This is a genomic window from Frigoribacterium sp. AC512 (assembly GCF_979258295.1).
The window spans coordinates 3,004,376-3,018,486 of the sequence record NZ_OZ409850.1 but is presented as its reverse complement, the minus strand read 5'-3'; the positions used below and the strand labels follow the sequence as shown (position 1 = coordinate 3,018,486).

14 protein-coding genes are annotated in these 14,111 nt (G+C 70.1%); 6 read left to right on the top strand and 8 right to left on the bottom strand.

Translation table 11 applies throughout. The features are described from left to right. Nucleotides 1–52: 52 nt before the first annotated feature. Nucleotides 53–2,791 carry an NACHT domain-containing protein gene (locus tag ACZZ97_RS13875; RefSeq protein WP_463473530.1) on the top strand — a complete coding sequence of 913 codons (2,739 nt, stop codon included), beginning with the start codon at nt 53–55 and terminating at the stop codon, nt 2,789–2,791. Nucleotides 2,792–3,279: 488 nt separating this feature from the next. Here the strand turns inward: ACZZ97_RS13875 and ACZZ97_RS13870 are convergent, their stop codons facing one another. After that, on the bottom strand, nt 3,280–3,552 hold the full coding sequence (locus ACZZ97_RS13870; protein WP_463473529.1) for a hypothetical protein: 273 nt from the start codon (nt 3,550–3,552) through the stop codon (nt 3,280–3,282). Between the two features lie 82 nt (nt 3,553–3,634). Continuing rightward, nucleotides 3,635–4,324 (bottom strand): hypothetical protein, encoded by a 690-nt coding sequence (locus tag ACZZ97_RS13865; RefSeq protein ID WP_463473528.1) that lies wholly within the window; start codon nt 4,322–4,324, stop codon nt 3,635–3,637. Between the two features lie 60 nt (nt 4,325–4,384). Between ACZZ97_RS13865 and ACZZ97_RS13860 the strand changes: the two genes are divergently transcribed. After that, entirely contained in the window at nt 4,385–4,642 is a 258-nt protein-coding gene (locus ACZZ97_RS13860) for a helix-turn-helix domain-containing protein (protein WP_463473527.1), read from the top strand. A gap of 138 nt (nt 4,643–4,780) precedes the next feature. Here ACZZ97_RS13860 and ACZZ97_RS13855 read toward each other — a convergent pair whose 3' ends face one another. Beyond that, the gene (locus ACZZ97_RS13855; RefSeq protein ID WP_463473526.1) at nt 4,781–5,080 is read right to left on the bottom strand and encodes an SOS response-associated peptidase; all 300 of its coding nucleotides are present in this window, start codon (nt 5,078–5,080) and stop codon (nt 4,781–4,783) included. 130 nt (nt 5,081–5,210) lie between these two features. Here ACZZ97_RS13855 and ACZZ97_RS13850 point away from each other — a divergent pair, with 130 nt between their 5' ends. Then, the gene (locus ACZZ97_RS13850; protein ID WP_314103430.1) at nt 5,211–5,747 is read left to right on the top strand and encodes a universal stress protein; all 537 of its coding nucleotides are present in this window, start codon (nt 5,211–5,213) and stop codon (nt 5,745–5,747) included. A 13-nt stretch (nt 5,748–5,760) separates the two neighbouring features. Here the strand turns inward: ACZZ97_RS13850 and ACZZ97_RS13845 are convergent, their stop codons facing one another. Further along, the gene (locus ACZZ97_RS13845) at nt 5,761–6,675 is read right to left on the bottom strand and encodes a cation diffusion facilitator family transporter (protein ID WP_314103428.1); all 915 of its coding nucleotides are present in this window, start codon (nt 6,673–6,675) and stop codon (nt 5,761–5,763) included. 187 nt (nt 6,676–6,862) lie between these two features. On the opposite strand from ACZZ97_RS13845, the gene ACZZ97_RS13840 reads away from it, so the two are divergent. Then, entirely contained in the window at nt 6,863–7,750 is an 888-nt protein-coding gene (locus tag ACZZ97_RS13840; protein WP_463473525.1) for an NmrA family NAD(P)-binding protein, read from the top strand. 198 nt (nt 7,751–7,948) lie between these two features. Here the strand turns inward: ACZZ97_RS13840 and ACZZ97_RS13835 are convergent, their stop codons facing one another. Genes ACZZ97_RS13835 through nucS form a run of 3 tightly spaced genes read right to left on the bottom strand, consistent with a single transcriptional unit; the run spans nt 7,949 to nt 10,656 of the window. Further along, nucleotides 7,949–9,226, bottom strand: a complete 1,278-nt coding sequence (locus tag ACZZ97_RS13835) for an MFS transporter (RefSeq protein WP_192170119.1) — start codon at nt 9,224–9,226, stop codon at nt 7,949–7,951. Further along, complete coding sequence (locus tag ACZZ97_RS13830) at nt 9,223–9,912, bottom strand: HAD hydrolase-like protein (protein ID WP_463473524.1); 690 nt, start codon at nt 9,910–9,912, stop codon at nt 9,223–9,225. The genes ACZZ97_RS13835 and ACZZ97_RS13830 overlap by 4 nt, the downstream gene beginning before the upstream one ends. Nucleotides 9,913–9,960: 48 nt before the next feature. Further along, nucleotides 9,961–10,656: an endonuclease NucS gene (gene nucS / locus ACZZ97_RS13825; RefSeq protein WP_123547425.1), complete on the bottom strand. Its 696-nt coding sequence runs from the start codon at nt 10,654–10,656 to the stop codon at nt 9,961–9,963. A gap of 132 nt (nt 10,657–10,788) precedes the next feature. Here nucS and ACZZ97_RS13820 point away from each other — a divergent pair, with 132 nt between their 5' ends. Then, entirely contained in the window at nt 10,789–11,511 is a 723-nt protein-coding gene (locus tag ACZZ97_RS13820) for a hypothetical protein (RefSeq protein WP_463473523.1), read from the top strand. 190 nt (nt 11,512–11,701) lie between these two features. Continuing rightward, entirely contained in the window at nt 11,702–12,769 is a 1,068-nt protein-coding gene (locus tag ACZZ97_RS13815) for a LacI family DNA-binding transcriptional regulator (RefSeq protein WP_463473522.1), read from the top strand. A 15-nt stretch (nt 12,770–12,784) separates the two neighbouring features. On the opposite strand, the gene ACZZ97_RS13810 is transcribed toward ACZZ97_RS13815, so the two are convergent. After that, the gene (locus tag ACZZ97_RS13810; protein ID WP_463473521.1) at nt 12,785–14,110 is read right to left on the bottom strand and encodes an MATE family efflux transporter; all 1,326 of its coding nucleotides are present in this window, start codon (nt 14,108–14,110) and stop codon (nt 12,785–12,787) included. Nucleotide 14,111: the final 1 nt, after the last annotated feature.

Sequence of the window (14,111 nt, the reverse complement as noted above, 5' to 3'; positions counted from 1 at the left end):
AGGGCGTCTCTAGCGCGAGTCATGTGCCGGTGTCTCAAGGAGGGGCAACGAGATGGGCGACTATGACCTCAATCGCATGGGCTGGCAGCAGTTTGAGCACATGGTGCAGGCACTTGCCAAGGCGGAATTGGGTAACGGGGTGCGCCCCTTCGGGGCAGGCAAGGACGGTCAACGAGACGCCACCTTTGACGGACCCGTGCCCTTCCCCGTGGGCACGTCAGGTACGTGGAACGGGTACGGAGTCATCCAGATCAAGCACAAGGAGAAATCCACCACCGCCACGGCGGACTGGAGATGGTTCATAGATGAGGTCCGGGGGGAGCTCCGGGGTTGGGTCGCTAAGAAACGACTAGGCAGCACGAAGATTCCGGCTTACCTGCTCTTTGCGACCAACGTGGCGCTCTCCGGAACAGAGGGCACGGGGGGCAAAGACCAGTTCGAGCTGCTCATGAGCAATGCAGCGTCAGAACTGGGTTTGCGCGGCTCGTATGTCTGGGACGAGGCGGAGATCCGCACAATGCTCGACAAGCACACCTCAATTCGACAGCGTTACCTGGAAGCAATCGTTACAGGAGACTTCCTGGCGCAACTCGAATCACTACTCCCTAGGAAGACCGCCCTCGAGGCCGAGAGGCTTGCAACCCATGCCGTGGCCGAACTCATCACCCGACAGTGGGTGCGTACCGGTGACGCAGGTTACAGCGACACCTCCAAAGTGCGGCTAGCTGACATCGCAATCGACCTTCCCTGCAGACGGCGCGATGAGGCGGTCCAGGGTCAGAGGGTGCGGCGTGCGACGGCCCAGGAGACGCTCCTCATGGGCGATCGCAATCTGTCCAGCCTGGGGGGCTCTGGCCCGCGAGGTGTTGTACTCGTTGGTGGCCCAGGTCAGGGAAAAAGCACCATTGCGCAGGTGATCGCACACGCCTACCGAGTGGCGTTTCTGCGCGACACGGACATAACCAGGTACGGGGCGAACGCTAAGCAGGCCTTTGACGGCTTGAGCGACCGCCTTCAGGCTGCCGGCATCCCAATCCCTGAGCGGCGCCGTTGGCCCGTCATCGTTGAGCTGGCCAAGGCGGGCACGATGATCGGGCGCCAAGATGGACCTTTCTCGCTTCTTCGTTACATCGCTGACGGAATCCTCGTCCAAGGGCGGCCGGCCGATCCGACCGCCCTGCTCGAGTGGATGAAGAGCTGGCCTTGTTGCCTTGTCCTTGACGGTCTTGACGAGGTCCCCGATGCCAAAGTCCGCAGTCGACTCATCGACGCCATCAGCGGATTCGTAAGCGAACTCAGCGCACAACGTGCTGATGTTTTTGTCGTTGCGACCACTCGGCCTCAGGGGTACCGCGGAGAATTCCGAGACGCTCTTCCGTGTGACCAGTTGGAGTTGCTCGAATTCACTGAACGCGAGGCCTTGAGTTACTCAGAATCTCTCACGTCGGTCCGAACCTCGGAGGACCCAGACCTTGCTGCTCAAGTGACTGAGCGGCTCCTCACTGCGGTCCATGAAAGGGTTACGCAGAGGCTGATGACGACTCCCCTTCAAGTGACGATCATGACTGCACTCGCCGAGGAGGCTGTCGAGCTTCCGAGCGATCGTTTCGAGCTCTTCGATCGCTATTACAAGGTCGTCTACGAGCGCGAACTCTCCAAGAGCGAGGCCTTCGCCGAGCTCAGAACATTGAGGCAACACATCGATCACCTCCACGAGCAGGCTGGCGTGAAGCTGCAGGCGCGCACGGAGCAAGCTGGGAACTCCGATGCACTCTTAACGAAGAGCGAGATCGCCCGGATCCTCCGAAGGCGCCTATCGGCCGCTGGTTTCGAGGAAGCTGAATCGGAGACCATCGCAGAGAAGCTTCTCCGCCTGTCGACCGAACGCGTGGTCATGCTTGTCTCCCGCCGGCCCACAAAGTTTGAGTTCGAGGTCAGATCCCTCCAGGAGTACATGGCAGCCCGGGCTCTCACCGATGGTGACGATGTCACGGTGCTAGGTGGATTGCGACAGCTCCTGCCATCGAGTCATTGGAGAAACACCTGGCTCTTGGCGGCAGGGCGGCTCCTCAAGCGACGGGAGCATCTCACTGACGAGGTTGTGAGGATGGTGGTTGAGTATGACTCCGGGTCGCCGGAGAACGCCTTGACCGCCCTCGGGGCCGGACTTGCCGGTGACCTCTACCTCGACAATCTCGCCGCTGAGTTTCCCGCCGTCAGGCGAAAGTTGCTGACGAGCGGCATGACGCAATTCAGTGAAACTGTCTCTGAGGTGCCTCGGGCTCTCACCGATTTGGTCGAGCAAGCCCTAGGTCAGACTGACCGCGAGCAGGCCATCGCGCTTACGTCGCTTCATGAGATAAGTCGAAAGAATCCGTCGAACCTGGCGTCGAAGTACCTAAGCGACCACAGCGGCGGCATGTCGCCGCTAGCCAAACAAGCCCGGGCCACGCTCACGGAAGGCCGGAAATACATCAAGCCCATTGGTCAGCCGACACGCTCCAACGCGGAGATCCTCGGCCGGCAGCTCGCCAGCGTCGCAGCCACGGTGCCCGAGGCTCTCGTCTTGGTTGAGCGCCTGTACGAAGAGTCAACCTCTGGCCACGGTCAGACCGCCGCAACCGGGTCGATCGATGTCCTCCAGGCCTTGGAGCAGCCACAGGCGCGAGCCCAGCTCGCCGTAGCCGTCAAGGCAATGATCCTCAGTCAGCCCGCTGCGGCTCACTACGGATCCGCCCTTTTGCGCGAGCACGCGTCCCGCTCGTTGCGCGGTCAGGTTTTTGCGAAGTAGGCAAGAGCCCCCACGAAACTCACGTGTCCGCCACTGCCGCGGCCCGGCTCACTCCGGATGTTCGGTCGTCACGGCGTCTCCGTAACCCCGGGCGGCGAGCCTTGATAGATCAGCCCGCGGCGCAAAGGAAGTCCTTCTGAGCGGTCGCGCTGCGAGCACTGCTGCTCCCGAGGTGGGCGTAGGCAGTCAACAGGCATCCAGCTCGGAGTCTGGCGTCTCGCTCAAGCCCCGCGAGCTCGTCAGTGTCCACCGATGTATCCACCGCAGTGCATTGCAACTGACCTTCGTGCTGGTTCCACCGCACGGCAACGACCGTGACTTGTTCCGTTCCGGGCTGGGCGTACCGAATCCAGCCAAACGGGTACCCGTCTTTTATTGCGACGTCGCTCTGGGTGACTGTCCACGTAGTCCTGATGAGATCGGTGTTGAGGTTCCAGGCGTAGAAGGCTCCCAGTACTGCGTCGAGATCTCGGATGTGAGTGCTGTCCTCAGCCAAGATCTGCAGCTCTTTTCTCGTCTTCGCTGCTTGCCCACTTGGCGAAGATGAGCTCTGACAGGCCCTGCGCCGTGGTCTCGACATCCGCAGTCAAGTCAAAGGATGCGGCGAAGATGCCGTACTTGATGGTGGCGTGGCTCACGGTAAAGCTTGCCCACGGTGCGCTGGATTCACCGGCGACGAACAACGTCTTGTGGTTGATCGAGATCGGTAGGGAGCGGGTCAACTCCTCGACGCGAAGGAGTGTGCGCTGAGCGAGGTCCATCTCTAGCCCGGACGTTCTCACGACATTGCCTGCAGATCGTGTGCGGCACGAGGTGGCTCACGCAACAGCCCGCTCCGGGTCCTCATGAGGTGAGAAGGGACATGTCCAGGGCGCCCAGTCTCGAGCCTTCGAGATGCCTGGCCAGGGTTGCCGCCACCGGAAAGGGACTCCCGCCAAGAAGAAGCCAGTCGCGGGGACTGATGGGCTCGCCTGATCGTGCCGGCAGGCTCGGATCCTCCAGGGTCATGATTCCGCGAACCAGCGCCGGAGGAGATGCGAAGGGAATGGCCTCAACGACGCGGTGAAGATTGGTAGAGATGACCTGGACGGGCATGTTGCCCTCGTCAAGTACGAACTGCCAGCCCGGAAGCCTTATGCCCTCACCGCTGTCGTACCCGTAGAGGTGTCGCGTGGCCAGCAGCTGAGAGAGAGTCTCCGGCGACTCATCCAAGGCTCTAGCTGTCTCGTCAACGCCAAACGATGTCGAGGCGTCCAAAACAGCCATCCTCACCAGAATGTTGGCCAGGTCCTCCTTTGCCAGGAAGCCCCTGCCACGCCTGGCCACGTCGCGCACTCCGAACCACTCGAGCATCAAGACGCGGTATGCAGCGCTGAGTGCTGACGGGGCGGCGTAGCTCTCGATGAGAGCAGCCATCTCGTCAATGGTGGCTGTGGGTTCCAAGCCCAAGCCGCGAACGGCGTCACTCAGGCGTTGGTACCTCCCAGGCTCGCCGGAAGCTCTTTCGTCGCTCTTGCTGCTTGTCACGGCCACCACAGAAATAGTACTAGATCTAGTACTGCGCTCCAGATCGCATCCGACCAGCCTCGATGGGTGCCCCTTGATTCGAGTCCCAACTTCGAATCCCTCCGACTGGGCCTCGTTCATCTGCGGGCCGAACGGGGCATCAGCTTCGATGAACTCGAGCGCCGATCCGGTGTTGCCCGCTCTAGCCTCATCTGGCTTGAGCAGGGACGTCAGAAGGGCTCGCTCACCACATGGTGGAAGATTGCACACGGCCTAGATGTCCCCTTCGGGGAACTCGTTTCCCATCTCGACGACCCGCACATTCAGGACGCACCCGCCGACTGACCCGGCGCCAGGCGGCTGTGCAAGATTCGTGCCCCGCTTGGGAATCACCCGCAGGGTGAATCTCGATCTCGTTGCGGTCATGTCTTCACGGCACGATCGCTGCTTTCGTGCGGTCGTGCGCTGGAACTCGACCTGCAACTACAGATAAGCGGGTACGATGCAGCGTCCCTGCGCGAACGGTCGCCGGAATATGCCGCTCGTCGCGACGGTCTCGACACGGGCGTTGATCGGCTGGGGCCGCTTCTTCAGGTCGGGGTACCAGGAGGGCGTCAGCCCCCAGCGTGCCTGGGCGAGCTCGCGCTCGCCGTGACGCGTGCGCACCACGGGCACCGTCGTGGTCGGGGCGACGTTGAAGTCGTCCGGCAGGGTCCCGAGGCCGGCGAGCAGGTCGGGCATCAGGTCGGACGTGGCCTTCGCGATGACGTAGCGGCCGCACATCCTGACAGTGTGCTCTCGTCGGGGAGCCGGCGGAAGGGGCAGACCGGCGGTTCCCCTCGGGGGCACCCGCGTGGTTCACTGTGGCCACGCGCGGCGGCGCCGCCGCTCGGGAGCAGGAGAGGTGGTCGCCGTGGCTCGCTCAGGAGACATCCCGGACCCGGCGGAGGAGCTGCGCGGCTGGGTGGTCGTGGGCGTCGTCCCCGTCACCGCCGAGGCCGTCGTGGCCCGGGCTGCGGAGTTCGCCCGGCGCTTCGGCACCGGGCTCGCCTGCGTGGCCGTCGAGCCCGACCGGATGGCCTTCGCCGAGAGCATCGACGGGACCGTGCTCTCGTACCCGATCGCCGCGGAGGACTGGGCGGACGAGATCGCGTTCGAGCCGGAGCTGCGCGAGCGCTTGCTCACGGTGCTCGTCGACCACGCCGGGCCCGTCGCCTTCGTGGCCCTCACGGGCGACCCCGCGACCGGCCTCGCGTCGTTCGCCGGGACGATCGACGCGCCGATGATCGTGGTGGGCAGCCGGGAGGCGGGGCTCCGGGGGAGCCTGCGCGAGTTCTTCGCCGGCTCCGTGGCGCTGCACCTCAGCCACCGGCAGACGCGACCCGTGGTCGTCGTGCCGCTCTCGCCCGTGTCGCGCGCACAGGCGCTGCCGTGGGAGGACGAGCTGTAGCGGCCCCTCCTGCTCAGGCGTGGGTGGTGCGCTCGTGCTCGGCGTGGTCGGCCGGCTCGAGCTGGAACGTCGCGTGCTCGACCTCGAAGTGCGAGGCGAGGCACTTGTCGAGGGCGTCGAGGGTCTCGTCGACGCGCATGTCGCAGAACACGTCCCGCTCGACGACGACGTGCGCCGAGAAGACGGTCGCGCCGCTGGTGATCTGCCAGGCGTGCACGTCGTGGGCGGAGACCACCCCTGGCGTGTCGGTGATGTGCGCGCGCACGGCCGCGAGGTCGATGTCGCCCGGCGCCGAGCCGAAGAGCACCCGGACGGCCTCGCGCAGCAGCGACCACGCCCGCGGCACGATCATGGCCGCGATGATCAGCGAGCCCACCGAGTCCGCCTGGGCGAAGCCCGTCGTCAGCACGACGACCGAGGCGACGACGACCGCCGCCGACCCGAGCAGGTCGCCGAGCACCTCGAGGTAGGCGCCGCGCATGTTGATCGAGTGGGAGGCGCCGCCGCGCAGCACCAGCAGCGCCACGACGTTGGTCGCCCCGCCCACGAGGCCGACGACGAGCATCGGCAGGCCCAGCACCTCGAGGTGGCTCGGGTCGAGGAGCCGCGACACGGCGGCGACGGCCACCGAGAGCGAGACGGCGACGAGCACGAGGCCGTTGACCAGCGCCGCGAAGACCTCGGCGCGTCGGTAGCCGTAGGTCTGACGGCCGCTCGCGGGGCGGGCGGCGACGATCGTCGCCAGCAGGGCGATGACGAGGCCGGCCAGGTCGGAGGCCATGTGGCCGGAGTCGGCGAGCAACGCGAGCGAGCCGGAGAGGGCCGCGCCGACGAGCTGGGCGACGAGGCCGAGGGCGACGACGCCGATCGCGAGGCGCAGGCGACGGCCGTCGGCGGCCATGTGGCCGTGCGCGTGGTCGTGGCCCATCCGTCGCTCCTCGCGTCACCCGGTCGGCCCGCCGGGTGCTGGCCGTCGTCGACCCTACCGGCGGCGACCGACGCTCGACAGGTGCGGCGGCTAGTCGATGTCGAGGATCGTTCCCGACTGTGCCTCGACGGTGATCCGGCACGGCGGGGCCGGGAACAGAGGAGGGGCCCCGGTCGTTGGCAGCGTCATGACCGACACCGGCGCCTCCTCCGTCCCCCGCCCCTCCTCGTCGGGCCCGCTCGTCGGCGTGACCGGCTCGACCGGCGCCGTGGGCGGCCGTGTCGCGGCGGCGCTCGCCGAGGTCGGCGTCCGGCAGCGCCTGCTCGTCCGCGACGCCTCGAGGGCGCCGCGGCTGGCGGGCGCCGAGGTGGCGGAGGTGACCTACGGCGACCACGAGGCGTCCGTCGCGGCGCTGCGCGGCGTCGACGTCCTCTTCATGGTCTCGGCCGCCGAGGCGCCCGACCGGCGGGCCCAGCACCTCGACTTCGTCGCGGCGGCGGCCGAGGCCGGCGTGGGCCACGTCGTCTACACGTCGTTCCAGGGGGCGGCCCCCGACGCCGTCTTCACCCTCGCCCGCGACCACTGGGCCACCGAGGAGGCGCTGCGTGCGTCGGGCATGCAGGTCACCCTGCTGCGCGACTCCTTCTACCTCGACGTGCTGCCCGAGTTCGCGGACGAGCAGGGCGTGCTCCGCGGGCCCGCCGGCTCCGGGCGCGTCGCGGCCGTCGCACGCGCGGACGTCGCGGACGTGGTCGCGGCCGTGCTCCAGGAGCCCACGGCGCACGCCGGTGAGACCTACGAGCTGACCGGCTCCGAGGCCGTCACGCTCGCGGAGGCGGCGGCCCGCCTGTCCGTCGTGCTCGGACGGCCGTTCTCCTTCGTGGACGAGACGCTCGACGAGGCGTACGCCTCACGCGAGCGCTGGCAGCCCGAGCCGTGGCAGGCGGACGCGTGGGTCAGCACCTACACGTCGCTCGCGTCGGGCGAGGTGTCCCGCGTCACGACCGCCGTGCGCGACCTCACCGGCCACGACCCGCTGACGATCGAGACCCTCTTCGGGCCGCGCGGCGCCTGAGCCGCTGCTGCCGCTGCCGCTGCCGCCGCTGCCGCTCGTGGCAGGGCATCTCGGCGGGTTCCTGTCGCTCAGGGCGGGTCAGCGCTGATCCGCCGCGGGCGACGGGGACCCGCCGAACCGGAGCGTGGACCCGCCGCGGGCGACGGGGACCCGCCGACTCGCGCGCTGACCCGCCGCGGGCGACGGGGACCCGCCGGCTCAGCGGACGCGTCGCGCGGAGAGCACCCCGCTGACCCCGAGCACGAGCACCGACACGAAAATCCCGACCATCGGCAGCTCCCACCCGCCGGAGGCGTCGTGCAGCCCGCCGATCGCCAGCGGCCCGAGCGAGGCGATGGCGTAGCCGCCGCCCTGCACCAGGGCCGAGAGGCGGCGGGCGTCGTCGCCGGTCGTGGCCATCCGCACGATGACGATGAAGATGATCGTGATGCCGCCGCCCTGGGCCGCGCCGCCGAAGATCGACCAGATCAGCCAGTGCTCGGGCGCGAAGAAGAGGCCGAGCGGCATGGCCGTCCAGAGCACGCCGATCAGGGCGATGACCGCGGACGGGCGCCAGCGCAGGGCGAGCAGCGGGACGCCGAGCGCCCCGACGACCGCCATGATCTGGAACACCGACGAGCTCGCGCCGGCGGCCTCACGGGTCAGGCCGATCTCGTCGCCGAGCAGCGTGGGCATCCACGCGGTGAGCCCGTAGTAGGCGAAGGCCTGGCCGGCGAAGGCGAGGGTGAGGCCCCAGGTGGTCCAGCGGCGCAGCAGCGGCCGGCGCCGCGCCTCCGCGTCGGCCTCGTGGGCTGCGGCCTCGACGACGTCGATGCCGCCGGTCATGACGTCGGCCGAGGAGGCGCCTCCTGCGTCGACCGCCCCGCTCCCGGCCCGTGCCCCCACGCCGAGCGCGACCCGCGGCCCGACGGCGACGGCCCACACGGCCACCGCCAGCACGGCGAGCAGCCCCCAGCCGACCAGCGCGGCCGGCCAGCCGACGACCGAGGCGATCGGGGCGGTCGCCAGCGACGTGATCATCGACCCGACGTTGAGCGCCGACGTGTAGATGCCCGTCACGAAGCCCGCTCGCTCGGGCGTGTAGTCACGCCGGATGATCACCGGCAGCACGACGTTGCCGACGGTGATCGCGATGCCGATCACGATCGTGCCGACGTAGAGCCAGGACGAGGTGCCGAGGGCGCGCAGCACGGTGCCGAGCAGGACACCGGCGAGGCCGATGCTGACGGCGCGCTCGGCGCCGACCTTGACGATCAGGCTCGAGGCGAGCGGGCTCGCCAGGGCGAAGCAGAGCACGGGGATGCTGGTCAGCAGCCCCGCGACGACGGCGGTGAGGCCGAGGTCGGCGCTCATCTGGCCGAGCACGGGCGCCGTGGCGACGATGGGGCCGCGCAGGTTGAGCGCGATGAGGACGATCGCGAGGGTGAGCAGCCAGGCGGCGGGCGAGCGGACCGCGGCCGAGCCGGCCTGCCTCACGCCGCGCCGCGCACGGGTGCCGTGACGAGCTCGACGCCGAGCAGGTCGGCCACCTCGCGCACGTCGGAGGCGACGGCGACGGCCCCGACGTGCTCGGCGGGCTCGCCGTAGCCCCAGGTCACGAGGATGGTCGGCACGTCGTGCTCGGCCGCGCCCTCGACGTCGTGGTGGCGGTCGCCGATCAGCACCGGACGCGAGACGTCGGCGCCGCGCTCGCGCAGGCGGCGGAGGGCCTCGGCGACGACGTCGGCCTTCGTGTTGCGCACCTCGTCGTCGGACGCCCCGGTGATCAGGTCGAGGTACTGCACGAGGTCGTGCGCCTCGAGGATCTTGGTGGCCGGGGTCTCGGGCTTCGAGGTGGCGGTCGACGTGGGCAGCCCCGCGGCGTGCACGCTGGCGAGCAGGTCGCGGACGCCCGGGAAGATCTCGCCCTCGAGGGCGCCGTTCGCGAGGTAGTGCGCGCGGTAGGTGCGCATCGCCTCGGCGAGGCGGTCGCCGGTGAGGCCGAGGCGCACCTCGAAGCTCTGCGGCAGGGGCGGGCCGACCCAGCCCATCAGCTCGGAGTGCTCGGGCACGGGCAGGCCGAGCGAGGCGATGGTGTGCGCGAGGCTGGCCGTGATCGCGGGCGCCGAGTCGGCGATCGTGCCGTCGAGGTCGAACAGGACGGCCGTGTAGGAGGGAGTCATCGCCTCCAGCTTACGAGCGCCGCGGAGCTCCGGCCGCGGCCGGAGCCGCTAGAACAGCCGCGAGTGCGAGTCGTCGAGCCCGCGCATCGCGTCGTAGTCGAGCAGCAAGGTGCGGATGCCGCGGTCGTGCGCGAGGGTGCGGGCCTGCGGCTTGATCTCCTGTGCGGCGAAGACGCCGGTGACGGGCGCCAGGTGCGGGTCGCGGTTCATCAGCTCGAGGTAGCGCGTGAGCTGCTCGACCCCGTCGATGTCGCCGCGGCGCTTGAGCTCGACGGCCACGGCGGCGCCCGAGGCGTCTCGGGCGAGGATGTCGACCGGCCCGATCGCGGTCATGTACTCCCGGCGGACGAGCACGTGCCCCTCGCCCAGCAGGTCGATCTGCTCGGCGAGCAGCTTCTGCAGGTCGGCCTCGACGCCGTCCTTCGTGAGCCCGGGGTCGACGCCCATCTCGTGCGACGAGTCGTGCAGCACCTCGTGGATCGACACGACGAGGATGTCGGCGGTCTTCGCCTGCGTGACCTTCCAGAGCTCGACGACCCCCGCCTCCTGCTGGTCGGCGTCGGGCTCGAGCACGGTCAGCGTGCACGGCGGGCTCATCCAGTTCAGCGGCTTGTAGCTGCCGCCGTCGGAGTGGACGAGCAGGCTGCCGTCGCTCTTGACCATGAGCAGTCGGGTGGCGAGGGGGAGGTGGGCGCTGAGCCGGCCGGCGTAGTCGACCGAGCAGCGGGCAATGACGAGACGCACCCGACGATCCTAGGGTCCGGTGCTCGGTGATCAGCACACTTCACGTTCTGCAAAATATATTGACTAGATTAGAAATCTGAAATACGTTTTGCTCGTCCGGAACGACCGGGCGAGAACGAGGGGACGACACCGATGACCGACACGACGCAGATCCCGACCAGCACGGACGGCGCCGCTCGTGTCGCGCCGGTCCCCCGCTGCCGACGGTGCGCCTCCTCCGACCCTGTCGACCTGCTCCGGCCGGTCGACGAGGTCGTCGAGATGCTGCTCGCCGACGTCGCCGTGGGGCGCTGGGTGCCGGGTGACGAGGTCGACGTCCGGTCAGCGTCCGTCGAGCACGGCGTCGACGAGAGCGTCGTCCGGCTCGCCCTGCACGACCTGCGGCGAGCCGGGCTCGTGAACACGAACCCCTTCACGGGCGGCGCCGTCGTGGTCTGGCACCGCCGCCACAACGAGGTGCTGCTGCGCAGGCTCGTCGGCGTCGTGTCCGTGGTCGCGGCGCGCCGTCCCTCGCTGGACGACCTGCCCGAGCCCGGGCCCGCCATCTCGGCGAGGGCTCGTCACGGTCTCGTGCTGCCGCCCGACCTCGCCCACCTGCTCGACCTCGTCCGGCTCCTCGTGCTCACGCTGCCCGAGGCGAGTCGTCGGCAGGTGCTCGCCGAGATCGTCACCCCGCTCTCGGTGCTGGGCACGACGACGGCGATGCGGGTGCACGGCATCGTCCCCGCGATCTCCGACGACGTCCGAGGCGTCATCGTCGACCTGGTCGAGGTCGCCGCCCACTACGGCGAGTGGGACGACGTCCCGGTGCTCGTCGCCGACTACGCGGTGGCCCTCGGCGCGGACGAGCGCTGACCTCCCCTCCTCCCTTCCCTCTCCTCATTCAGGAAGATCGGTCCTGAGCTGCGCAATGGGGGGCGTGCGAGTCCTGAGTCGTGCACGGATCAGGAACTCGGGCCCGCCATCTCCTGAGTTGCGGCGACGGAGGAGGCGACGGTCCCGGCCCAGCCGTGGTCCCGGGGGCCGTCGGCTAGGCTGCGGCACCATGAGCCGGGCAGAGGGCGACGTCGCCGCGAGGCCGACCCTCGCCGCGGTCGCGCGGGCGGCCGGGGTCAGCGCGAGCACCGCCTCCTTGGCCTTCAGCGGTGCCGGCCCCGTCTCGGACGAGACGCGCAGCCGCGTGCTGGCCGTCGCCGCCGACCTCGGCTACGGCGGGCCCGACCCCCGTGCGCGGTCGCTGCGCCGCGGCCGCTCGGGCATCGTCGGCGCCGTCCTCGAGGACACCCTGAGCAACGCCTTCCGCGACCCGATCAACGTCGCGATGCTCGACGGCATCGCCGACGTCACGGGCCCCGCCGACAACAGCCTGCTGCTGCTCACCGAGACCGAGGGCGAGCACACCCGGCTGCTCGACGCCCCGGTCGACGCGCTCGTCCTCTTCGGCTGCAGCACGCGACTCGACGCGTCCGTGTCGACGGTGCGACGCCGCGGCATCCCGCTGGTGTCGATCGAGGCGCCGCCGATGGAGGGCGTGCTCGACATCGGCGAGGACAACGTGGGCGCGTCCCGGCTGCTGGCGCAGCACCTCCACGACCTCGGCCACCGCCGCGTGGCCGTCGTCGCGCTCGAGCTGGGCCCGGGCCGCGAGACCGGGGAGATCACCGACGCACGCGTCGCGGCGGGCACGACCTGGCCTGCCCTCGAGCGACTGCGCGGCACGCGCCTGGTCTACCCCGACGCCGGCGGGCTCGTCACGCGCGGCAGCTGGACGTCCGAGGGGCACCGGGCCGGTACGCACCTGCTCGACGTGCCCGCGTCCGAGCGGCCGACGGCGATCATCGCCCAGAGCGACCTGCTGGCCTCGGGCGTCATCGCCGCGGCGGCGGACCTCGGGCTCTCGGTGCCCGGCGACCTCAGCGTCGTGGGCTACGACGGGGTGCGGCTCGACGACCCCCGGGCCGCCGACCTCACCACCGTGGTGCAGCCGGCGGTCGAGAAGGGCCGCGCGGCCGGTCGCGCCGTGCTCGCGCTGCTCGCCGGCGAGGCCGCCACGGGCACGATCTTCACGAGCGTGTTCCGCCCGGGCTCGACGACGGCGCCGCCGCGCGCCTGACGCCGCGGTCGCGGGTCAGCGCGCGCCGACGACCATCCAGCGGTCGGTGCGGGCCCGCAGCCCGAGCGTGACCGCGCGGGCACCGACGTAGCCGAGGCCGAACGTGAGCCAGAGCGCGACCGCGCCGGCCGTGCCGGGGCCGACCCGCGCCTCCACCGGGAGCAGCAGCGCGAGGTAGACCAGCACGCTGACGACGCTCGCGACGGCGAGGTAGCGAGCGTCGCCGGCGCCGAGCAGCACGCCGTCGAGCACGAAGACGAAGCCCGCCAGCGGGATCCCGACGGCCATCGCGACCACCACCGAGGGCAGCAGTGCGCGCACCCCCTCGTCGCTGCTGAAGACGGGCGCGAGCACCGGGGCCAGCATGGCGAGCAAGGCGCCGAGCAGCACGCCGCCGCCGACGCCGAACAGCATGAGGCGTCGGGTGATCGCCCTCACCCGCTCGCGGTCGCCCTGGCCGAGCGCGTGCCCGACCATCGCCTGCCCCGCGATCGCGAGGGCGTCGAGGGCGAACGCCAGCGTGCTGAACAGCGTGAGCGCGATCTGTATCACGGCGAGGCCGGTGACCCCCGAGGAGGCGGCGGCCGCGACGGTCGCGACGAGCGCGGCACGCAGACCCGCGTTCCGCACCAGCAGCCACGCGCCCGAGCGGGCGGTCCGGCCCACCCCGGCGAGGCCGGGACGCAGGTCGGCCCCGACGTCGCGCGCCGCCCGGACGGCGATGACGACGTAGACGGCGGCCATGCCCCACTGCGCGACGACGGTGCCTGCCGCGGAGCCCGCGATGCCCCAGCCGAAGCCGTAGAGGAACAGCGCGTTGAGGGCGGCGTTGGCCGCGAACCCGACGCCGGCGACGACGAGCGGCGTGCGGGTGTCCTGCAGGCCGCGCAGCAGGCCCGTCGCCGCGATGACGACGAGCATGCCCGGCAGGCCGATCAGCGAGACGGAGAGGTAGGTCGTCGCGGCCCGGGCCACGTCGCCGTCGACCCCGAAGAGGCCGACGAGCGGCTCGGCGACGAACGCGCCCGCCACGGCGATCGCCACGCCGACGACGAGGGCGAACCACAGGCCGTCGACGCCGGCGCGGATCGCCCCGCGGCGGTCGCCCGCGCCGAGGCGCCGAGCGACGGTCGGGGTCGTCGCGTAGGCGAGGAAGATCAGCAGGCCGAGCGCGGTCTGCAGGATCACGCTCGCGACGCCGAGCCCGGCGAGGGGCACGGAGCCGAGGTGCCCGACGAGGGCCGTGTCGGTGAGGAGGAACAGCGGCTCGGCGACGAGCGCGCCCAGCGCGGGCAGGGCCAGGCGGAGGATCTCGCGGTCGAGCGGCGACCGGAGGCGCACG